The organism is Limnobaculum allomyrinae (genome assembly GCF_016649425.1).
GTDB classification, from domain to species: domain Bacteria; phylum Pseudomonadota; class Gammaproteobacteria; order Enterobacterales; family Enterobacteriaceae; genus Limnobaculum; species Limnobaculum allomyrinae.
On the sequence record NZ_JADRCR010000008.1, the window covers coordinates 40,402 to 61,313 of the forward strand.

At 46.7% G+C, this 20,912-nt stretch carries 17 protein-coding genes; 14 read left to right on the forward strand and 3 right to left on the reverse strand.

The window, feature by feature from the left end:
- Positions 1–121 precede the first annotated feature (121 nt).
- The 8 genes from I2494_RS14590 (at position 122) to der (ending at position 9,108) form a co-directional block, all read left to right on the forward strand.
- Positions 122–1,288 carry a bifunctional tRNA (adenosine(37)-C2)-methyltransferase TrmG/ribosomal RNA large subunit methyltransferase RlmN gene (locus tag I2494_RS14590; RefSeq protein ID WP_218467626.1) on the forward strand — a complete coding sequence of 389 codons (1,167 nt, stop codon included), beginning with the start codon at positions 122–124 and terminating at the stop codon, positions 1,286–1,288.
- A gap of 81 nt (positions 1,289–1,369) precedes the next feature.
- Positions 1,370–2,122 (forward strand): type IV pilus biogenesis/stability protein PilW, encoded by a 753-nt coding sequence (pilW, locus tag I2494_RS14595; protein ID WP_218467627.1) that lies wholly within the window; start codon positions 1,370–1,372, stop codon positions 2,120–2,122.
- Positions 2,112–3,044 (forward strand): cytoskeleton protein RodZ, encoded by a 933-nt coding sequence (gene rodZ / locus I2494_RS14600; RefSeq protein ID WP_218467628.1) that lies wholly within the window; start codon positions 2,112–2,114, stop codon positions 3,042–3,044. Before pilW ends, rodZ begins: the two co-directional genes overlap by 11 nt.
- Positions 3,045–3,089: 45 nt before the next feature.
- Positions 3,090–4,205, forward strand: a complete 1,116-nt coding sequence (gene ispG / locus I2494_RS14605) for a flavodoxin-dependent (E)-4-hydroxy-3-methylbut-2-enyl-diphosphate synthase (RefSeq protein ID WP_130593002.1) — start codon at positions 3,090–3,092, stop codon at positions 4,203–4,205.
- Positions 4,206–4,352: 147 nt separating this feature from the next.
- Positions 4,353–5,642 carry a histidine--tRNA ligase gene (gene hisS, locus I2494_RS14610; RefSeq protein WP_218467629.1) on the forward strand — a complete coding sequence of 430 codons (1,290 nt, stop codon included), beginning with the start codon at positions 4,353–4,355 and terminating at the stop codon, positions 5,640–5,642.
- Between the two features lie 14 nt (positions 5,643–5,656).
- Positions 5,657–6,262 carry a YfgM family protein gene (locus I2494_RS14615; protein ID WP_218467630.1) on the forward strand — a complete coding sequence of 202 codons (606 nt, stop codon included), beginning with the start codon at positions 5,657–5,659 and terminating at the stop codon, positions 6,260–6,262.
- 10 nt (positions 6,263–6,272) lie between these two features.
- The gene (gene bamB / locus I2494_RS14620; RefSeq protein WP_218467631.1) at positions 6,273–7,454 is read left to right on the forward strand and encodes an outer membrane protein assembly factor BamB; all 1,182 of its coding nucleotides are present in this window, start codon (positions 6,273–6,275) and stop codon (positions 7,452–7,454) included.
- Between the two features lie 154 nt (positions 7,455–7,608).
- Complete coding sequence (gene der / locus I2494_RS14625; RefSeq protein WP_218467632.1) at positions 7,609–9,108, forward strand: ribosome biogenesis GTPase Der; 1,500 nt, start codon at positions 7,609–7,611, stop codon at positions 9,106–9,108.
- Positions 9,109–9,190: 82 nt separating this feature from the next.
- On the opposite strand, the gene I2494_RS14630 is transcribed toward der, so the two are convergent.
- Positions 9,191–11,014: a monovalent cation:proton antiporter-2 (CPA2) family protein gene (locus tag I2494_RS14630; protein WP_218467633.1), complete on the reverse strand. Its 1,824-nt coding sequence runs from the start codon at positions 11,012–11,014 to the stop codon at positions 9,191–9,193.
- Between the two features lie 440 nt (positions 11,015–11,454).
- Between I2494_RS14630 and I2494_RS14635 the strand changes: the two genes are divergently transcribed.
- Together I2494_RS14635 and I2494_RS14640 are read left to right on the forward strand one after the other, a co-directional pair.
- Positions 11,455–12,411 carry an AEC family transporter gene (locus tag I2494_RS14635; RefSeq protein ID WP_218467759.1) on the forward strand — a complete coding sequence of 319 codons (957 nt, stop codon included), beginning with the start codon at positions 11,455–11,457 and terminating at the stop codon, positions 12,409–12,411.
- Positions 12,412–12,423: 12 nt separating this feature from the next.
- Positions 12,424–12,657, forward strand: coding sequence for a zinc ribbon domain-containing protein (locus I2494_RS14640; RefSeq protein WP_218467634.1), 234 nt, complete (start codon positions 12,424–12,426; stop codon positions 12,655–12,657).
- A gap of 100 nt (positions 12,658–12,757) precedes the next feature.
- On the opposite strand, the gene xseA is transcribed toward I2494_RS14640, so the two are convergent.
- Entirely contained in the window at positions 12,758–14,116 is a 1,359-nt protein-coding gene (gene xseA, locus I2494_RS14645; RefSeq protein WP_218467635.1) for an exodeoxyribonuclease VII large subunit, read from the reverse strand.
- 174 nt (positions 14,117–14,290) lie between these two features.
- Between xseA and guaB the strand changes: the two genes are divergently transcribed.
- Entirely contained in the window at positions 14,291–15,760 is a 1,470-nt protein-coding gene (gene guaB / locus I2494_RS14650) for an IMP dehydrogenase (RefSeq protein ID WP_140920024.1), read from the forward strand.
- Between the two features lie 158 nt (positions 15,761–15,918).
- A complete protein-coding gene (gene guaA, locus I2494_RS14655; RefSeq protein WP_218467636.1) occupies positions 15,919–17,496 on the forward strand; it encodes a glutamine-hydrolyzing GMP synthase in 1,578 nt (525 codons plus the stop codon).
- A 111-nt stretch (positions 17,497–17,607) separates the two neighbouring features.
- Here the strand turns inward: guaA and I2494_RS14660 are convergent, their stop codons facing one another.
- Positions 17,608–18,357, reverse strand: coding sequence for a GNAT family N-acetyltransferase (locus I2494_RS14660; protein ID WP_218467637.1), 750 nt, complete (start codon positions 18,355–18,357; stop codon positions 17,608–17,610).
- Positions 18,358–18,547: 190 nt separating this feature from the next.
- Here I2494_RS14660 and I2494_RS14665 point away from each other — a divergent pair, with 190 nt between their 5' ends.
- Positions 18,548–19,735, forward strand: a complete 1,188-nt coding sequence (locus I2494_RS14665) for a TCR/Tet family MFS transporter (protein ID WP_218467638.1) — start codon at positions 18,548–18,550, stop codon at positions 19,733–19,735.
- Positions 19,736–19,848: 113 nt separating this feature from the next.
- Entirely contained in the window at positions 19,849–20,907 is a 1,059-nt protein-coding gene (locus I2494_RS14670; RefSeq protein ID WP_218467639.1) for an ankyrin repeat domain-containing protein, read from the forward strand.
- Positions 20,908–20,912: the final 5 nt, after the last annotated feature.

Genomic DNA, 20,912 nt, shown 5'->3' on the forward strand with positions numbered 1-20,912 from the left:
GCAGTACAATGCTCCCCGCATCATGCCCTGTAAGTAAAATATTGCAGGGGTAATTTTAATACCCTTTACATTCTCTAGATTTTCTAGCGCCATAAAGTGTAATAACGAGGCCTTCAATACCATGTCCGAGCAGATTTTAACGTCATCTGACGCTCCTGTTTTATCAGCCAATCCGTCAGAAAAAATTAACTTATTAGATCTTAACCGACAGGCAATGCGTGAATTTTTTGTCTCTTTAGGCGAAAAACCATTCCGTGCCGACCAACTCATGAAATGGATTTATCAGTTCGGTTATGACGATTTTGAACAGATGACGGACATTAATAAAGTCCTGCGCGCACGTTTACAACAGGTAGCAGAAATTCGGGCTCCTGAAATAGTAACAGAACAGCGTTCAGCGGACGGTACGATTAAATGGGCTCTGGCAGTAGGTGACCAACAGGTTGAAGCGGTATACATACCGGAAGACGATCGGGCAACGTTATGTGTGTCATCACAGGTTGGTTGTGCACTGGAGTGTAAGTTCTGTTCAACAGGGCAGCAGGGTTTTAACCGCAACTTGCGGGTATCAGAAATTATTGGTCAGGTCTGGCGCGCAGCCAGAGTCATTGGGCCAGCACGGGTCGCCGGTCAGCGTCCCATTACTAACGTCGTGATGATGGGCATGGGTGAACCCCTGCTGAACCTCACCAATGTGGTACCGGCAATGGAAATTATGCTGGATGACTTTGGTTTTGGTTTGTCCAAACGTCGGGTAACTTTATCTACATCGGGTGTGGTTCCTGCTCTGGATAAGTTGGGTGAGATGATCGATGTGGCGTTGGCAATTTCACTGCACGCACCTAACGATCAAATCCGCGATGAAATCATGCCGATCAACCGTAAATATAATATTGAGAGCTTCCTGTCGGCGGTTCGTCGTTATCTGGATAAATCTAATGCTAACCAAGGGCGAGTTACCGTTGAGTATGTCATGCTTGATCACATCAATGACGGAACCGAGCATGCTCATCAGTTAGCTGAGTGTTTAAAAAACACTCCTTCGAAAATTAATTTAATTCCGTGGAACCCATTCCCCGGTGCCCCCTATGGTCGTAGCTCAAATAGTCGGGTAGACAGATTCTCTAAAGTACTGATGGAATACGGTTTTACTGTTATTGTGCGTAAAACCCGTGGAGACGATATCGATGCGGCTTGCGGCCAATTGGCGGGTGAAGTTATCGATAGAACGAAACGTACTTTAAAAAAGAAAATGAATGGGGAACCTATTTCAATTAAAACGCTCTAAAACATGATGTGTTACAACAATATATGAAAGTGAATTATTGTTGTAGTATAGAGCGTTGTAGATACAAGGACTGTAAAATCAATGCAGAAGATATTGTTATCTATACCGTTGCTGGCTGGAATATTGATGGGTTGTACCGGCCAGAGAACAGAAGAACATGCCGCCGATATGGGGCAGGCTGCAGAGATTCGACTAACCTTAGGTATGGCCTATTTATCACAAGGTGATATGGTTGCTGCCCGAAAAAATCTTGAACGGGCAGTGAATTATGCTCCACAAGACTACCGGACACAGTTAGGTATGGGGCTATATCTGCAAGGCATTGGAGAGAGTGAACAGGCAGCTTCCCGCTATCATACGGCCTTGCAGTTAGCGCCAGATAATGGCGATGTGTTAAATAATTACGGTGCGTTTCTCTGTAGTTTAGGGCAGTATGATGAGGCGCAACGTTATTTCGAGCTGGCAGTAGCCACTGAGCGTCTCGATGATGTTTCCAATAGCCTTGAGTATTCAGGTTATTGTTTATTGCAGGCCGGGCAACCAGATGAAGCAGATAAAAAATTAAGCCGGGCATTAAAACAGAATCCAGAAAAGGGTGTGCGGATATTAAATACCGCGGCTCGTTACTGGCAGCAAGGCAAGCACGAAGAGGCTCAGGCATTGCTTAATCTCTATCAAAAGGTGCTTCCTGCCAGTGCTGAAAGTTTATGGATACAGATTCAATTTGCGGCGTCAGATAATCGCTTAAACGATGTAAAACGTTATGGTAAGCAACTGGCGCAGGGTTTTTCACAATCAAAACAATACCAATTATTCTTAGCTCATGAATACTGATACACCGCAAGAAAGAGAGACACCACTGGCTGAAATCGGTTACCGACTCAGCGAAGCCAGAAAAGCATTGAACCTAAGCCAACGTTCGGTGGCGGAGCAACTGCGTTTGAAGGTGAGTACAGTCAGAGAACTGGAGGATGGTTTAAATCCGCTGGATTTAGCACCAACCTTTATCAAAGGTTATATCCGTTCTTATGCCAAGCTGGTTCAGGTGCCAGAGGATGAGTTAATTGCATTACTGCCAAAAAGTAATGCAGAAAAAAATATTGTTGAAACTAACCGCATTAAAGGTTTTACGCTGGGTAAACCACGTAAAAAGATTGACCGCTGGTTAACCCTGTTTACCTGGTTAATTTTATTCGTCGTACTCGGTTTAACCGGAGCCTGGTGGTGGGAGAATCACAAGGCACAGCAAAGCGATCTGACACCTTCATCTGGTGAACAAAACCAAATTTTATTGTCTACTAACCAGCCTGATACAACGTCTTCTAATACCACCACGTCTCAGCCGTCTGTGAATCCGGATAGCGCCAACAGTGCGTCTGCCGCTAATAATGCGGGTCAGGCTCCGTCTCAACCTGTTCAAAATGTAGCCCCAACGCTGGAAGAAGCAGTGGCAGCTCAGGTTGCAGAAGCAGAAGCGGCAACAGGTACTGCAGCCCAACCGGTGCAGGATACTAATGATATCTATATGACCTTTACGCAGGATTGCTGGGTAGAGGTGATCGATGCCAGAGGTCAGAATCTGTACAGTGGTTTACAGAGAAAAGAGGGTAAGTTGTCGCTCTCCGGACAAGCCCCTTATCGGGTCAAACTGGGAGCGCCAGCTGGCGTAGAAATTAGTTACAAAGGCAAACCTGTCGATATGAGCCCGTATAAAAGTTCAAGTCGTACTGCTCGCCTGACGTTAGCGGCTGAATAACAAACAAGGTTAACCAGTCGTGGTAGTTTTCGGGGAGAGCTTATAATGCATAATGAAACGCCGATCGTTCGTCGTAAATCAAAACGTATTTATGTAGGTAATGTACCTATTGGTGATGGAGCTCCCATTGCCGTTCAGTCAATGACCAATACCCGCACTACAGATGTAGAAGCAACGGTAAAGCAAATTGAGTCGCTACAACGGGTTGGTGTGGATATCGTCAGAGTTTCAGTACCGACCATGGAAGCCGCAGAAGCGTTTAAGTTAATTAAACAGCGTGTTTCAGTTCCTTTGGTAGCGGATATTCATTTTGATTACCGTATTGCTTTGCAGGTTGCAGAGTACGGTGTGGATTGCCTGCGTATTAACCCGGGTAATATTGGCCGTGAAGATCGCATCCGTGCCGTTGTTGACTGTGCTCGTGACAAAAACATTCCTATCCGCATCGGTATTAACGGTGGTTCGTTAGAAAAAGACATTCAGGAAAAGTATGGTGAGCCAACGCCAGAAGCCCTGGTAGAGTCTGCTTTGCGTCACGTTGAAATTCTTGACCGTATGAACTTTGATGCTTTTAAAGTTAGCGTTAAAGCTTCGGACGTATTTTTGGCGGTGCAATCTTATCGCCTGTTAGCAAAACAAATTGAACAACCATTGCATTTAGGTATCACTGAAGCTGGCGGTGCCCGTAGCGGCTCGGTGAAATCAGCCATTGGCTTAGGTATGTTATTGGCTGAAGGCATTGGTGATACATTACGTATTTCACTGGCGGCAGATCCGGTTGAAGAAGTTAAAGTTGGTTTTGATATTCTGAAGGCGTTACGTATTCGCTCCAGAGGGATCAACTTTATTGCCTGCCCAACCTGTTCCCGTCAGGAATTTGATGTTATCGGTACGGTTAATGCACTGGAACAACGTCTGGAAGATATTATCACGCCAATGGATGTTTCTATTATTGGCTGCGTGGTTAACGGGCCAGGTGAAGCACTGGTATCTGATATTGGTGTAACGGGTGGTCATAATAAGAGCGGTTACTATGAAAATGGTGAACGCCAGAAAGAACGCTTTGATAACGATAATATGATCGACCAGTTGGAAGCGAAGATCCGCGCCAGAGCCAGTATGCTGGATAAATCCAAACGTATCGATATCAGTCAGGATTAATGAGAAATCGTGACACTATGCGTGACGATGGATAAAAAAACAGATTAATCGGGCGGTGTTACTGTGTAATAACCGCCTGTTTGCATTGATGTGAGGAGGGAATACCTCCTATAATCAACAAAATTTTAAAGAATATAGAGAATTGACGTGTCAAAGAAAATTCAATCTGTACGTGGTATGAATGACTATTTACCAGAAGACACCGCAGTATGGCAGCGAGTTGAGGACATTATTAAGCGTGTTGTTGAGTCTTATGGATATAGTGAGATTCGCACGCCGGTTCTTGAACAAACGCCACTGTTTAAGCGTGCTATTGGCGAAGTTACCGATGTAGTAGAAAAAGAGATGTATACCTTCAACGATCGCGAGCGCGATGGTGAAGAGGTAACGTCGTTAACCATGCGTCCGGAAGGGACGGCTGGTTGCGTTCGCGCCGGTATTGAACGTGGTCTTATCTACAATCAGGAACAGCGTCTGTGGTATCTGGGGCCGATGTTTCGTCATGAACGTCCACAGAAAGGTCGTTATCGTCAATTTCATCAAATGGGTGCCGAAGTATTTGGTCTTGCCGGACCAGATGTTGATGCTGAACTGATTATGCTGACGGCTCGCTGGTGGCGTGAACTGGGTATCTCAGAGCACGTTACTCTGGAGCTGAACTCCATCGGCTCACTGGAAGCTCGGGCTAATTACAAAGAAGCATTAGTTGCGTTTTTAGAACAGCATAAAGATAAGCTGGATGAAGACTGCAAGCGCCGCATGTATTCCAACCCGCTGCGGGTACTGGATTCAAAAAATGCCGGAGTTCAGGCTCTGTTAAACGGTGCTCCAACATTAATGGATTATCTGGACGAAGAGTCTAAACAACACTTTGCCGGTCTGTGCGCATTTTTGGATAATGTCGGTATCGGTTATACAATTAATCCACGTTTGGTTCGTGGTCTGGACTATTACAACCGCACGGTATTTGAATGGGTAACAACCAGTTTAGGTGCTCAGGGTACAGTTTGTGCCGGTGGTCGTTATGATGGCCTGGTTGAACAATTAGGTGGGCATGCAACGCCGGGTGTTGGTTTTGCGATGGGGCTGGAGCGTCTGGTACTGTTGGTGCAGGCGGTTAACCCGGAGTTTAAAGCAGCGCGTTCGGTGGATGTTTATCTGATATCTTCCGGTGAAGGCACGCAAATTGCGGCCATGAAACTGGCTGAAACTATTCGTGATACAACACCTGAGCTGCGTCTGATGACCAACTACGGTGGCGGTAACTTTAAAAAACAGTTCGCCCGCGCCGATAAGTGGGGAGCGCAAGTGGCTCTGGTACTGGGTGAAAATGAAGTGGCAGCCGGGCAGGTGGTAGTGAAAGATCTGCGCAATGGCGAACAACAAACTGTGACGCAGGCTGAAGCTGCGGCGCATTTAGCAACATTGATCGGTTAATCAAGAGGGACACCGTGGAAATCTATAACAATGAAGACGAGCAGTTAGATGCGGTGCGTAACTTTTTCCGTGAAAACGGAAAAGCTATCGTAGTGGGTGTCGTTTTAGGTATCGGTGGTCTGTTTGGCTGGCGTTACTGGCAGTCACATCAGCATACCAGCTTAACGACTGCTTCTGTTTCCTTTGATAATGCTATGTTGCAAAGTGAGAATACGGCCGGTTTAGCGGCCTTTATTCAGGCCAACGATAACACCTATGGTGTTTTCGGTGCACTGAAACTGGCTCAGGATCTGGTTGAGAAGGGTGATTTTGCCAACGCTAAGCAACAACTGCAGTGGGCGCAGACTCATACCAAGGACGATAATCTATTGCCAGCCATCAATCTGCGTCTGGCGCGTATTCAACTGCAAGAGAAGCAGTTTGATGATGCGTTAAAAACATTGGATGCAGTACAGAAAGGTGGTTGGTTTGCACAGGCTCAGGCAATTCGTGGTGATGTTTTAGTGGCCAAAGGTGATACAAAAGGTGCGCGTGGTGCATATACACAAGCATTTGAAGATAATCCATCACCGGTACTGAAAGAGTTACTGCGTATTAAACTGAACAATCTGGCCGCCTAAGGGGATTTGAATGAAATTACGTAGAATTTTTTGCGTAGGATTGCTGTCTGTAACCATGTTGAGTGGTTGTTCGCTGTTTGGCGGCGATGATGATGCTGTAAAAATGTCACCACTGCCACAGGTGAGTAACCAATTCTCACCGAATAAGCACTGGAGTACTTCTGTAGGGAATGGTGTTGGTGAATACTATTCTCATCTGCGTCCATCCTGGCAGGACGGCCGTATTTATGCGGCAGCGCGTAATGGTCAGGTTAAAGCAATGGATGCCGATAGCGGCAAGCAAATCTGGAAAGCTGACGTGACTGAGAGTGCAGGTTTCTTCTCTTCTGCTAAATCACCGATGTTATCCGGTGGCGTAACCGCAGCGGGCGCACATGTTTATGTCGGTAGCGAAAATGCAGTGGTTTATGCCCTTAACGGCGCTGATGGCGCGCTGGCATGGAAAACACTGGTAGCTGGCGAAGTATTATCTCGTCCTGTAGTGAGCAATGGTTTAGTGCTGGTTCATACCACTAACGGTATGCTACAGGCGTTAAGCGAAGCTGATGGTACCATTAAATGGACTGCAAACCTGGGGATGCCACTGCTTTCTCTGCGCGGTGAATCAGCGCCAGCAGTTGCACACGGTGCGGCAGTTGTTGGTGGCGATAACGGCCGTGTGAATGCGGTACTGTTAGATCAAGGTCAGTTAATTTGGCAACAGAGTATTTCTCAGCCAAGTGGTGCAACAGAAATTGACCGCTTAGCTGACGTAGATAGCACTCCAGTGATCGTTGACAACGTAGTCTATGCTCAGGGCTATAACGGTAGCTTTACTGCCATGGATCTGCGTTCAGGCCAGATCATCTGGAAACGCGATATGGGCTCTGTGAACGATTTCTTTATCGATAGCGGTCGTGTTTTCCTGGTAGATCAGGATGATAAAGTCGTTGCCCTGACGCTAAACGGCGGATCTATCATGTGGACACAGAACGATCTGTTACATCGCCAACTGACTGCACCAGTGCTGTTTAATGGCTATGTAGTCGTCGGTGATTCAGAAGGCTATCTGCACTGGATGGATAGCGCTACAGGTCAATTTGTCGCACAGAATAAAGTGGATAGTGATGGATTCCTGTCTTCGCCAATCGTTGCAGGCGATCGATTAGTGATTCAGGCTCGTGGCGGTAGCGTTTACTCCTATAGCCGCTGAGTTAATGATTATCCAAAAGGCATGATGTAATTGAATTATGCCGGTTGAAAAACGGCTCCTGACACCAGGGGCCGTTTCGTCTTCTATAAAGCTGGTGATGTTTTTTAATTAACCATCTTAAAATCATAGAGTTATAAAGAAAGAGGCTTTAATAATGATCCCTGTTATCGCGCTGGTCGGGCGTCCCAACGTGGGTAAGTCCACGCTATTTAACCGCTTAACGCGTACTCGTGATGCATTGGTTGCTGATTTCCCGGGATTAACCCGCGATCGGAAATACGGTAAGGCTGAATCTGCTGGCCACGAATTTATCGTTATCGATACCGGTGGTATTGATGGAACCGAAGACGGTGTTGAAACCCATATGGCAGGTCAGTCGCTATTGGCGATTGAAGAAGCCGATGTTGTTTTATTTATGGTGGATGCTCGTGCCGGGCTGATGCCAGCAGATCAGGGCATTGCTCAACACCTGCGGATGCGCGAGAAAGCGACTTTCCTGGTAGCAAATAAAACGGATGGTCTGGATCCTGACAGTGCAGTCGGTGATTTTTATGCGCTGGGATTAGGGGAAGTTTACCCGATTGCAGCTTCACATGGTCGCGGTGTCACCTCTCTGATAGAGCAGGTTCTGGGGCCTGTAGTTGAAGAAGATGAGTCGGCTGAATCAGAAAATCAGGATGATGAGTTTGCGGATATCGGTACCGATATCTGGGATGAAGAGTTTGATGAAAATGCAGCAGAAGGTGAGGAAGAAGAAGATTCTTCTTATCTGGAAAATTTACCGATTAAACTGGCGATCGTTGGCCGTCCTAATGTAGGTAAGTCCACGCTAACTAACCGAATTCTGGGTGAAGAGCGTGTGGTTGTTTATGATATGCCGGGAACCACCCGCGATAGTATCTATATTCCAATGACCCGTGATGAGCGGGAATATATCCTGATTGATACCGCTGGCGTACGGAAGCGGGCGAGAGTGACAGAAACGGTAGAGAAATTCTCCGTGATTAAAACCTTGCAGGCCATTGAAGACGCTAACGTTGTATTGCTGGTGATTGATGCTCGTGAAGGTATTTCCGATCAGGACCTTTCTCTGTTGGGATTTATCATTAATAGTGGGCGCTCACTGGTTATTGCGGTAAACAAATGGGATGGTCTGTCTCAGGAAATCAAAGAGCAGGTTAAAGAGGCATTGGATCTGCGTTTGGGCTTTGTTGATTTTGCCCGGGTTCATTTTATCTCAGCTCTGCATGGTAGCGGTGTAGGCAATCTGTTTGAGTCAGTGCAAGAAGCCTATCGCTGCGCAACCCGCAGAGTAAGTACCTCTTTACTGACGCGTATCATGCAAATGGCGCAGGACGACCATCAGCCACCTTTAGTTGGCGGCCGTCGCGTGAAGCTGAAATATGCTCATGCAGGTGGTTATAACCCACCGATTGTTGTTATCCATGGTAATCAGGTGAAAGACCTGCCGGATTCCTACAAACGCTATCTGATGAACTATTTCCGCCGTTCATTGGAAGTAATGGGAACGCCAATCCGTATTCAGTTTAAAGAAGGCGATAACCCGTTTGCGGGGCGTCGTAATAAGCTGACGCCAACTCAGCAGCGCAAACGTCGTCGTTTGATGCAGCATATTAAGAGTCGTGGCAAGTAAGTTAGATAAAGTAAAAAGGGGCGCAGTATGCGCCCCTTTTGCTATCTGGAGTTCCGGAGAAACCCAGTGATAAAAATGCTTATCAACCTGCTTCTGGACGTTGATGCGGTTCCAGAGTCTTATCATCGTCATCGGATGGAAGTTCGAAATCAGTATCAGTAACAATAGGTTCATTTACCGTATTTGATTCAGCTTCAGCATCGTCATTTTCCGGTTCTTCTACCGTTGCCATCATCTCATCTTTACGCAGAGAATCGACCAGCTCGGAAACTTCTTCATCCGCCACGCCCAGAACTTTCAACGCTTCGGCACCAATGTGCAGACTGCTTTCCAGCGTTTCAATAACCACCCAGTTGGCACCGGCTTCCAGCAGTTGATCTTTTAGATCTTTGTCCAGCACCCGGGCTAATATTTTCAGCATTGGATAAAGTGAGCGCAGGGTCGATACCGCTTTAAGCGCACTGGCGTTATGGTCAATAGAGACAATCACCATTTGCGCCTGCTCAACACCAATCACGTTAAGCAGTTTTGGATCGGTGATATCACCAAAATAGGCAGGGATACCTGCTTTTTGCGCCTTCTTCACCACTTCCGGATTCTTCTCGATCACTATATGGGGAATTGAGGAATCCTGTAGCATTTGCGCTAATACATGACCGGTATCGCCATAACCTGCCACGACAACTCGTGCATTATTGGCGGTTTCATCTGGTGTTAGTATTGGATCAACTTCGGACAACATACCTCGTCTGGTCAGGCGACAGCCAAAGGCATACAGGCTTGGCGTAAACGCCATACTTACCGAGATGACGCCAATGCCCATGATAAAGGTGGTATCGTCAATGACACCAAAGGCTTTAGCCACACCAAATAATACGAAACCGAACTCACCGCCCTGGCAAAGCAGGAAAGCCACTTTGGTTGCGGCTTCTTTTGAAGTGCCAAACAGCAATGACAGTAAAAACAGAATAATAATTTTGATCAGCAGAATAACCGCTACGTTACTGACAAACAGCACGGGAGTCTGTGCCAGCGTCACGAAATCGATAGACATACCTACTGAAATAAAGAAGATGCTCATCAGCAGACTTTTAGCTGATTCAACGCTGGCGTGAATCTGGAAGCCATATTTAGAGGTAGACAGCATCATACCCATAATAAATGCACCCAGCGCCATGGATAAACCGAAGTGTTCCATTACATAGGCGGCCAGTACAACGGCAAACATCACAAACAGCGAGAAGCTTTCGCGATAACCTTTACGGGCCATCCGGTTCAGTATCCAGGGCACCACATAGCGACCAAAGATAATAACCAGCAGCAGTGCACCAATAACTGAAATGGTCTGCATCCACATAGGGGAATCATCTGGCAGCACCGCAATCTTATCGGAAAGCAATGGAACCAGTGCCAGTAACGGAACAATGGCTAAATCCTGCATCAGCAGAATGGCAAAACCAATACGCCCGTGTTCGCTGGAGAACTCATTATGCTCCTGCAATATTTGAATCACGAAGGCGGTGGAAGAGAGGGCCAGCGTTAAGCCAATAATGATGGCCGCATTGGCTGAATTGCCAAGCAAATAGAAATAGGTACCGATGGCGGCACCAGAAAGTAAAATTTGCAGCGAGCCCAGGCCAAAAACGACTCTTCGCATTGACCAAAGACGCTTTGGTTGCATCTCCAGACCAATAATAAACAGCAGCAGAACAATACCAAATTCAGAAACATGAAGAATATTATCCACATGCTCTTTATGGATCACCTGACCCGGAGTGTGAGGACCAATAATCACACCGGTGATCAACAAGCCAAGGATAGAACCCAGCCCGATTTTTTTTGACAGTGTAACGGTAACCGCAGCAACAAACAGGATAATAGTAAGTAGTAATAAAGGCTCATTCATCAGGCGTGCTTCCTGTAGTGATTGCCCGGAAAAGTGCAGCTATCGGGAGTGTGGTTCTCCATAGAAAGATATTCCTTATCATCAGTTTTATCGCCAGGTTTCATATTTGAAGTGTTGTATCACGCAGGGGCTGAGGAGGAGGGTAAGCCCGTAAACGCTGACGTCCGAACAATTATTATACTCAACAGTGAGCATTTATTGCAGATGAATTTTGCGATCGGGACAAACTTATTTTTCATCAGATAAATTTTTTCAATTGTTATAGTTTCATCAAGATAATATTATTTAAGTCTTTTATATGAAAACTTAGTCAAATGTGTGGTGTTTACTTATTTATTTTGCAGGATAGAATGGTAAGACGGTGGTTTTAGCCTTACAAATAACAATATTTTTATAAACGTCAGGCTTTTTTTAGTTGTTTAAAGGAATAAACAAAAATGATGTCATGGGAAACATGGAGCTTCGCTTTTAGCGTAACGGTTCCTACCTTATTAATGATGATGCTGGGCGTTTTCTTGCGGCATCTTCGCCTGATTGACGATCAATTTTGCGATACCGCCAGTAGAGTCGTATTTAATATCGCATTGCCTTGCCTGCTATTTTTCAGTATTGCGGGCAATCATGAAGACTTCCAAAATCATTTCCCTATGATGATGCATGCTGCCATTGGAACAATTGGTAGCTTTTTATTGCTGGAGCTGGTTGCGCCTTATCTGGTTAAAGATCGCAGAGAAAGAGGGATCTTTGTTCAGGGCGGTTTTCGGGGAAACGCGGCAATATTAGGTGTTGCATACGCTTCAATGGCATTTGGTAGCGAAGGCGTCTCTGTTGCATCATTCTATATTGTGGTAACGGTGATTCTGTATAACGTCTTGTCAGTGATTACCCTGGCCCGTAGTTTATCAACCGGCCCTAATGGCAGACCCAGCTTTGCCAGTATTATTCGGGGCGTAGTAACTAATCCGTTGATTATTGGTATTCTGTTGGCATTGCCATTCTCTGTTTTTGCTATCCCTATTCCTGGTGTATTAACCAAGACCGGTAACTATATCTCTGGTATAGCGCTACCGCTGGCACTGTTATGTACCGGTGCCAGTCTGGATTTTCGTGCTATGTTCCGTTCATCGAATGTTGCAATGCTCTCCTGTGTTGCCCGGGTTCTGGTGGTTCCACTACTGCTGTTTTTAGGCGGATGGTTATACGGCTTCCGTGGCGCACCGTTAGGGGTTATATTTTTACTGTCGGCTACGCCGACGGCAGCAGCCAGCTATGTTATGGCGCGGGCAATGGGGGGAAACCCTACCTTAGCGGCTAACATTATTGCGCTGACCACTCTGACATCATTTTTCACCACTGCTCTCGGTTTGCTGTTGTTAAGAGGGAGTGGGTTGGTTTAGCGAGGAACCCATATGGATGCTCTCTGTCCCCACTGTCACCGCTCGATGCTCTGGAAACAGGGCAATACTTTCTATTGTGAAGGGTGTCGTAAGGCTTATCAGCAGATCGCCCTTTGCCCTGATTGCAATAAACCACTGGAAAAAATGCAGGCCTGCGGCGCGGTAGATTACTTTTGCCAACATGGGCATGGCTTGATATCGAAGAAGCGGATTACATTGCAGTATGTTGAAGATAAGCCATCTTAATTTTGATGGGTATTCTGGCCGTAATAGCTAACAGCAAATATCATCAACGTGTCCGGTCGGGAAAGTTCGGTATTTAATTTCAGAGAGCTGAAGGTATGGCTTAAGGCTTATTATTTGTTGAATAAACACCACTGACCTGACTTTCAATCCAACCATCGCTCAGGCGAGTTTTCAGCGTATCACCGGTTTTTACCTGTTTTGACTTTTTCAGCGTTTTTCCATCGGCTGCGGTGGTGACGCTATAACCTCTGGCCAGAGTTGCCAATGGACTGACTGCTTCCAGCTGTGAATAACCAACGCTAAAACGTTGACGGGCGGCATTGAGCTGACGTTCCAGCGCTTGTTGCAACTGGTATTGATACTGTTGCAGTTGCTGCTGATAACGGTGAACTTTAACCTGCGGTTGGGTATGCAATAAACGCTGCTGTAAACGTTCTGTCTGGCGACTGGCTAAACGCAGGCGGGTTTGCATTCCTTCTTCCAATCGATTTTGCAGTTTTAATAACGCTGTTTGTTGGCGGGATAATCTTAACTGTGGATGTTGCTGTTGCAGCCGGCTGTCCTGGCGGGTAAGGCGCTGGCGCAAATGGGTCAGATAATAATCCATCGCCATTTCTAACCGCTGTTGTTGCGACTGTAAACGACGAATTAACTCAGGCTGATTGCGACTGATAAGCTCTGCCGCCGCCGATGGCGTAGGGGCACGCAAATCTGCAACAAAGTCAGCAATAGTCACATCGGTTTCATGACCCACGGCGCTGACAACAGGAATCTGACTGTTAAAAATAGCGCGGGCAACCAGCTCTTCGTTAAAACACCAGAGATCTTCCAGAGATCCGCCGCCGCGACCGACAATCAACACATCACATTCATTGCGCTGATTGGCCAGCTCAATGGTTCGGGCAATTTGTAATGTGGCTTCATTCCCCTGCACCATGGTTGGGTAGATGATCACCGGCAGTGACGGATCGCGCCGCTGAAGGATCTGCAACATATCGTGCAGCGCTGCGCCGGAAGCCGAGGTAATAATACCAATGCAGGTTGCCGGAGAAGGAAGAGGGCGTTTACGTGCCGGATTGAATAACCCTTCATCAGACAAGCGCTGTTTAAGCTGCTCAAATCGCTGTTGTAATAAACCATCACCGGCGGGCTGCATGCTTTCGGCAATTAGCTGATAGTCACCGCGCGGTTCATACAGCGTTATCGATGCCCGTACTAAAACCTGTTGGCCATTTTGTGGCTGGAAGGTGGTTTTGCGGTTAGCGGTACGAAACATCGCACAACGTACCTGGGCTCTATCGTCTTTTAGTGTGAAATACCAGTGACCAGAAGAGGGCTGAGAGAAGTTAGAAATCTCGGCGGATAGCCATATTTGACCCATCTCCATTTCCAATAGCTGACGAACCGTCTGATTTAAACGGCTAACGGTAAAGATTGGAGGAGATGAAGGTAGCGACATAATGTGACGAAGATCAAACTCGATAACGGCGACTTAATTAGTCGATACTACATAGCTATACGCGCTAATCAAGTTTTTTTTGAAAAAAGTATGGTGTGGAGGTATATATCTCTGTATACTTCCTCGGCAATATTTTATCTGTTTCTAAACCCCTAACCCGGTGAGATATTGCCCATGCTACGTATTGCTAAAGAAGCCCTGACATTTGACGACGTTCTGCTCGTCCCTGCACACTCCACGGTATTACCTAATACTGCCGAATTATCAACGATGTTGACCTCAACAATTCGTTTAAACATTCCTATGCTGTCTGCCGCTATGGATACCGTTACTGAAGCCAGCCTGGCAATCGCTCTGGCACAAGAAGGCGGTATCGGTTTTATTCATAAAAATATGTCAATTGAACGCCAGGCGGAAGAAGTTCGTCGGGTGAAAAGACATGAAAGCGGCATCGTTAGCGATCCTATTACCGTAACGCCGGAAACTACCGTTCGTGAAGTTAAAGAACTGGCGTTGATTAATGGCTTTGCCGGTTACCCGGTGGTGGCTCAAAATAACGAATTGGTAGGTATTATCACCGGTCGTGACGTGCGTTTTGTGACTGACCTTAACCAACCGGTTAGCGCATGGATGACGCCAAAAGAGCGTCTGGTAACGGTGAATGAAACCGAAGCGACCGATCGTGAAACCGTATTCCAGAAAATGCATGAAAAGCGCGTAGAGAAAGCGCTGGTGGTTGACGATAAATTCCATCTGCGCGGTATGATTACGGTTAAAGATTTCCAGAAAGCCGAACGTAAACCTAACGCCTGTAAAGACGAGCTGGGCCGTTTACGTGTAGGTGCTGCTGTTGGTGCCGGTGCCGGTAATGAAGAGCGTGTAGCTGCACTGGTTGAGGCTGGTGTTGATGTTCTGCTGATTGACTCCTCTCATGGTCATTCTGAAGGGGTATTACAACGCATTCGTGAAACTCGCGCCGCGTATCCTGACTTACAGATTATTGGTGGCAACGTGGCGACCTCTGCGGGTGCTCTGGCGCTGGCTCAGGCTGGTGTTAACGCGGTGAAAGTAGGTATTGGCCCTGGTTCCATCTGTACTACCCGTATCGTTACCGGTGTGGGTGTACCACAAATTACGGCTATTGCTGATGCGGTGGAAGCGGTTGGTCATTTAGGTATTCCGGTGATTGCCGACGGCGGTATTCGCTTCTCTGGTGATATTGCCAAAGCCATTGCTGCCGGTGCGTCCTGTGTCATGGTCGGTTCGATGTTAGCCGGTACTGAAGAGTCTCCGGGTGAAATCGAACTGTATCAGGGCCGCTCTTTCAAATCTTATCGCGGTATGGGATCGCTGGGTGCGATGTCTAAAGGTTCTTCTGACCGTTACTTCCAGACCGATAATGCGGCAGACAAATTAGTACCGGAAGGTATTGAAGGCCGTGTGGCTTATAAAGGCCTGTTGAAAGTGATTATTCACCAACAAATGGGTGGATTACGCTCTTGTATGGGGCTGACTGGTTGCGGCACCATCGATGAACTGCGCACCAAAGCGGAGTTTGTACGTATCACTGGCGCAGGTATTCAGGAAAGCCACGTGCATGATGTGACCATCACTAAAGAGTCACCAAACTACCGTATGGGCTAATTCAGATTTCTTCTGAATGCCAATAAATTGAAGCGGGAGTGTGAGTTATCCACATTCACCTCTCGTATTCTTCTTGCCAACAACGCTATAATACCGGGCAATTTCTTCTTGTCCGGTCTGCTATCAGGCCTCACATTACCGTTTTTGGAAAGCGATACATGTCAAAAAACATTCATCAGCAACGCATTCTGATTCTGGATTTTGGTTCTCAGTACACTCAGTTAATTGCCCGCCGCGTCCGTGAAATCGGCGTTTATTGCGAACTCTGGGCATGGGACGTCAGCGAAGCGCAAATTCGTGAATTCAATCCAACCGGCATTATCTTGTCCGGCAGTCCGGAAAGCACCACCGAAGCCGGTAGCCCGCGCGCACCGGAATATGTATTTAACGCCGGTATTCCTGTTCTGGGTATCTGCTATGGTATGCAAACCATGGCAATGCAGTTAGGTGGCAAAGTTCAGGGCTCTGACGAGCGTGAATTTGGTTACGCTAAGGTTGATATCATTAATGACAGCGAATTTGTGCGCGATATCCGCGACTCTCTGTCAGCAGAAGGTAAACCACAGTTAGACGTGTGGATGAGCCATGGCGATAAAGTTACCGCGATTCCTGCCGGTTTTACTGCCGTTGCCAGCACCGATACCTGTCCGTTTGCTATTATGGCAAACGAAGAAAAACATTTTTACGGTCTGCAGTTCCATCCAGAGGTGACTCACACCAATCAGGGACTACGCCTGTTAAAACGTTTTGTGCTGGATATTTGTGGCTGCGAAGTGCTGTGGACGCCTGCATCAATTATTGATGACGCTATCGAACGTATTCGCCAGCAAGTGGGTGAAGATGAAGTTATTCTTGGCCTGTCCGGCGGCGTTGATTCATCAGTAACCGCGATGCTGTTGCATCGTGCTATCGGCAAGCGTTTAACCTGCGTATTTGTGGATAACGGTCTGCTGCGTCTGAATGAAGCAGAGCAGGTGATGGATATGTTTGGTGACCGCTTTGGCCTGAACATTGTTCACGTACCTGCGGAGCAGCGCTTCCTGAGCGCGTTGGCTGGTATTAACGATCCGGAAGCCAAACGTAAAGTGATCGGCCGCGTGTTTGTGGAAGTGTTTGATGAAGAAGCATCGAAACAAACTAACGTGAAGTGGCTGGCACAGGGCACCATCTATCCTGACGTGATTGAATCTGCCGCTTCTGCGACAGGTAAAGCTCACGTGATTAAGTCTCACCACAATGTGGGCGGCTTGCCGGAAGAGATGAAGATGGGGCTGGTGGAGCCGCTGAAAGAGCTGTTTAAGGATGAAGTGCGTAAGATCGGTTTAGAGCTGGGCTTACCGTACGACATGCTGTACCGCCATCCATTCCCGGGCCCAGGCTTAGGGGTTCGCGTGCTGGGCGAAGTGAAGAAAGAGTACTGCGATTTGCTGCGTCGTGCTGACGCCATTTTTATTGAAGAGCTGCATAAAGCAGATTTGTACAATAAAGTTAGTCAGGCATTCACCGTGTTCTTACCGGTTCGCTCGGTTGGCGTCATGGGTGATGGTCGTAAGTATGACTGGGTTGTTTCGCTGCGTGCAGTGGAAACCATCGACTTTATGACCGCTCACTGGGCGCATTTACCGTATGATTTCCTTGGTCGGGTTTCTAACCGGATTATCAATGAAGTGAATGGTATTTCTCGTGTGGTTTATGATATTTCGGGTAAACCGCCGGCGACGATTGAGTGGGAATAAGCATTTAGCCCGGCTTAATAGCTAATAAATCAAACCCAGTTATCTCAACAGATTAACTGGGTTTTTTATTGGTTAAAACAACGATAACTTCAGTCTTGGTAACCGCATCTTTTATTTTTTAAGTATTCTTTTTAAATAAGCCATATCCAACAAATTCACTGTTTCAAACTTTCCCTGATAAAACACGCCAAAGTTATTGAAGACACAAGGTAGTTCCTTAGCTTTTTGTAGCGTATCTACATGAATGAAGGCGGCTGGAATGCCGTTCATTTCACAATACTGTTTTATCGTCTCGATATTTTGATAGATATACGGGCATTGCATGTCGTAATAAATTGTCAGCGCTTTACTTTCAATTGCTGATTTTTTAACATGTTGCGCGAACTTTGGTGTTGTTCCGTCAAAAGAAAGTGCAAGTAATTCATATCCATTATCAGTGGTATCAACAACCTCAAAGCCGTATTTTTTCACAAAGGATTGGTCAGAAAGCCAGGATTTTTGTTTTTTTGCTCCGAGCATACAGATGCCGGATTTTCCCTTTGCTTTGGCATCAGACAAACAATACTCCATCAGGGCTTTTCCATAGCCTTTTCCTTTATGACTACCGGAAATCCATAGACAATACAGGTAATAATAGTTGTCACCCGTTATCGGAACCCAGGCTGTTTCAAGAGGAGCATATTCAATAAAAACAGTCGCTTTTTCATTTAGCTTTCTAAATACATGGCCTTCATTTAACCGCTCAGAAAGCCATTGTCGCTTGGCATCAATACCCGGATGGGACTTCTTGCTACGAATAATGCAGCATAAATGCTCATTGGGAAGGTTTTCTGCTGTTAAGTTTACAAAGTCAGCACTCATGTACGCCTCCGCTTTAAATTTAACCTTTGTTGGTTATTATGCGGCTAAAAAATCTTAAATATGAATATTTCTTACTGTGCATCTGATTATCGCTTTCGTTAGATCTCCTACACTATTAAGTAGATTTCAGTCGATTTGCTGATTTTTTGCAGCAATATTGGCTGCATAAGTATTATTTGGAATTCAATCTATGAATAAACCCCTTATCGTTATCTTTGCGGCAATTTGTCTTAATGCTGCGGGTATCGGTCTTATTTTTCCTATTTTGCCGCGCCTGCTGGAAGAGGTGACGCACACTCAAAATATCGCACCTTATATCGGTATTATGACTGCGCTTTATGCGGCAATGCAGTTTGTTTTCGCGCCGGTACTTGGCGCACTGAGTGATAACCTTGGCAGGCGCCCGGTGCTGCTGATTTCCCTGGCCGGAGCGGCAATTGACTATGTGATTATGGCGTTTGCTCCCCATCTCTGGATGCTGTTGCTTGGTCGTGCTATTGCCGGGCTGAGCAGCGCTAACATTTCTGTCGCTATGGCTTATATCACTGACATTACGCCAGAGGATCAGCGCGCCGGTCGCTTTGGTTTGTTTAACGCCATGTTTGGCATCGGTTTTATCATCGGGCCGGTTCTCGGTGGATTACTGGGCGATTATTGGATACGGCTTCCTTTCATTGCGGCGGCACTGCTAAACGCCTGTAACTTTCTGCTGGCACTCTTCGTCCTGCCGGAGTCACGCACGCCAAACCGTCAAAAAATTAATCTGGCGGCACTTAATCCGCTACGCCCACTGCGCTGGGCTTTTTCAATGAAAGGGATTTTGCCGATTGTGCTGGTGTTCTTTATTTTAAGTGCGACGGGCGAGGTTTATGGTACCTGTTGGGCACTGTGGGGATTTGATACTTTCCAGTGGAATGGCTTATGGATCGGTCTCTCCCTTGGTGCTTTCGGTATTTGCCAGACATTGGTGCAGGCGCTATTGCCCGGCCCCGCAACCCGATTATTTGGTGAACGGGGAGCGGTGTTGGTTGGCGTTGCCTGTTCCTGTGTGGCGCTGGTCATCTTAGCGTTTATCAGTCAGGACTGGATGGTTTTCGCCATTATGCCGCTGTTTGCGCTGGGGGGCATTGGTTCACCGGCGCTTCAGGCTCTGGCAACCCGACAGGTTGACAAGGACAGTCAGGGGCAGTTTCAGGGCGTGCTGGCATCGGCGGTTAGCCTGGCTTCTGTTGTTGGGCCGCTGGCGTTCTCAACATTTTACTTTGTGGTTCAGAAGGACTGGCCGGGCGCTATCTGGCTTTCGGTGGTGGTGGTTTATTTCATCGCCATTCCATTGATTATATTCAGTACGCGTAAAACCCGTCCGGTGAAGATATAGCGTGAAGCTTTTGAAGTATGGTGGAGACTATATAAACGTTGAAATGTTAAAAATCCACGGGCACATTAGATAGCTTAATAAAACGAAAAAGAAAACGAAGAAGGATCTGCGTGATGGCTAAAAAGAAAATGACCTTACCTAAAAATATCAATGAACTGCTGGAAGCCGGAGATATTGAGGTATTAAAAGCGATTTACGATAGCTGTGAATTGGATGCCCGTGGTGGACTGGGTAAAAGAACGGCATTGAGCCTTTATAAGATACCTGATGAGTTAACTCGCTGGTTGGTTGAGCAGGGCGCTGATATTGAAGCGGCAGACAATTATCAGCGAACCGCACTACATGAGCAGGCGGGTACCTGGTGCGGTAATATTGAATTACTTTTGGCATTGGGGGCAAACATTGAAGCGCAAGACTATCAGAATGCGACCCCGTTACATAAAGCGGCCTGTGCTTACCATGTTAACCACGTTCAAACATTAATTGCTCATGGTGCCAATATTTACGCTGAAGACAGTATGGGTAGAAGCGCATTGGCTGCCGCGCTTGATCGCTGTCGTAATGCTGATATTAATCGAATGGCGAGTATCGCAGAGCTTCTGTTAAATGCCGGAAATACGATTACGCCAGAAATGCGAGAGCGTATTACCAGCATCGGTGAAATGTTTGAGTTTCATCGTGCTAATTTTTCTAAAGATCATATTGCTGAAGCCGATGCCGGTTTATCAAAGCTGTACCGTTTATTTGATGTTACGCCGGTGGCTACACGACAGATGTATGATGGTGTCTCCGATATTATTGTCAGTTCTCCACGCTGGCAGAAGGCGCATCAGGAACTGTGGGATCTGCTGGTTCCTTCCAGCGGTCATGCCGATACCCTTCAGGGCGAGGTGATTCGCATTACCGGTCGTTTATCTCATGAAATACTGGATAACGGCGGGATGAATTGGGATGCGGATTTTCGCAAAATGTTGAGTGCTTTGCTGGTCTGTTTTGAATCAGGAAAGGCGCTTGGCGCTGACAAACTGCAAGAAGCCAAAACCATAACCGCTCAAATTAAAGGCGGTAATGGAGATAAGGATGAGCTTTACCGATTAACCGAGTTTGCGGTTGATTGGGTGAGGTTGAATCCCCGGCCGATGCAGGTTGGGAAGGTGGAGTATCGGCGGTAATAACA

Excerpts from the sequence above, each read along its gene's own strand:
- I2494_RS14630 (WP_218467633.1), bottom strand. The coding sequence starts at position 11,014 with ATGAATGAGCCTTTATTACTACTTACTATTATCCTGTTTGTTGCTGCG.
- bamB (WP_218467631.1), top strand. The coding sequence starts at position 6,273 with ATGAAATTACGTAGAATTTTTTGCGTAGGATTGCTGTCTGTAACCATG.
- I2494_RS14590 (WP_218467626.1), top strand. The coding sequence starts at position 122 with ATGTCCGAGCAGATTTTAACGTCATCTGACGCTCCTGTTTTATCAGCC.
- rodZ (WP_218467628.1), top strand. The coding sequence starts at position 2,112 with ATGAATACTGATACACCGCAAGAAAGAGAGACACCACTGGCTGAAATC.
- guaA (WP_218467636.1), top strand. The coding sequence starts at position 15,919 with ATGTCAAAAAACATTCATCAGCAACGCATTCTGATTCTGGATTTTGGT.
- ispG (WP_130593002.1), top strand. The coding sequence starts at position 3,090 with ATGCATAATGAAACGCCGATCGTTCGTCGTAAATCAAAACGTATTTAT.
- I2494_RS14670 (WP_218467639.1), top strand. The coding sequence starts at position 19,849 with ATGGCTAAAAAGAAAATGACCTTACCTAAAAATATCAATGAACTGCTG.
- I2494_RS14665 (WP_218467638.1), top strand. The coding sequence starts at position 18,548 with ATGAATAAACCCCTTATCGTTATCTTTGCGGCAATTTGTCTTAATGCT.
- der (WP_218467632.1), top strand. The coding sequence starts at position 7,609 with ATGATCCCTGTTATCGCGCTGGTCGGGCGTCCCAACGTGGGTAAGTCC.
- I2494_RS14635 (WP_218467759.1), top strand. The coding sequence starts at position 11,455 with ATGTCATGGGAAACATGGAGCTTCGCTTTTAGCGTAACGGTTCCTACC.
- guaB (WP_140920024.1), top strand. The coding sequence starts at position 14,291 with ATGCTACGTATTGCTAAAGAAGCCCTGACATTTGACGACGTTCTGCTC.
- I2494_RS14640 (WP_218467634.1), top strand. The coding sequence starts at position 12,424 with ATGGATGCTCTCTGTCCCCACTGTCACCGCTCGATGCTCTGGAAACAG.
- xseA (WP_218467635.1), bottom strand. The coding sequence starts at position 14,116 with ATGTCGCTACCTTCATCTCCTCCAATCTTTACCGTTAGCCGTTTAAAT.
- I2494_RS14660 (WP_218467637.1), bottom strand. The coding sequence starts at position 18,357 with ATGAGTGCTGACTTTGTAAACTTAACAGCAGAAAACCTTCCCAATGAG.
- pilW (WP_218467627.1), top strand. The coding sequence starts at position 1,370 with ATGCAGAAGATATTGTTATCTATACCGTTGCTGGCTGGAATATTGATG.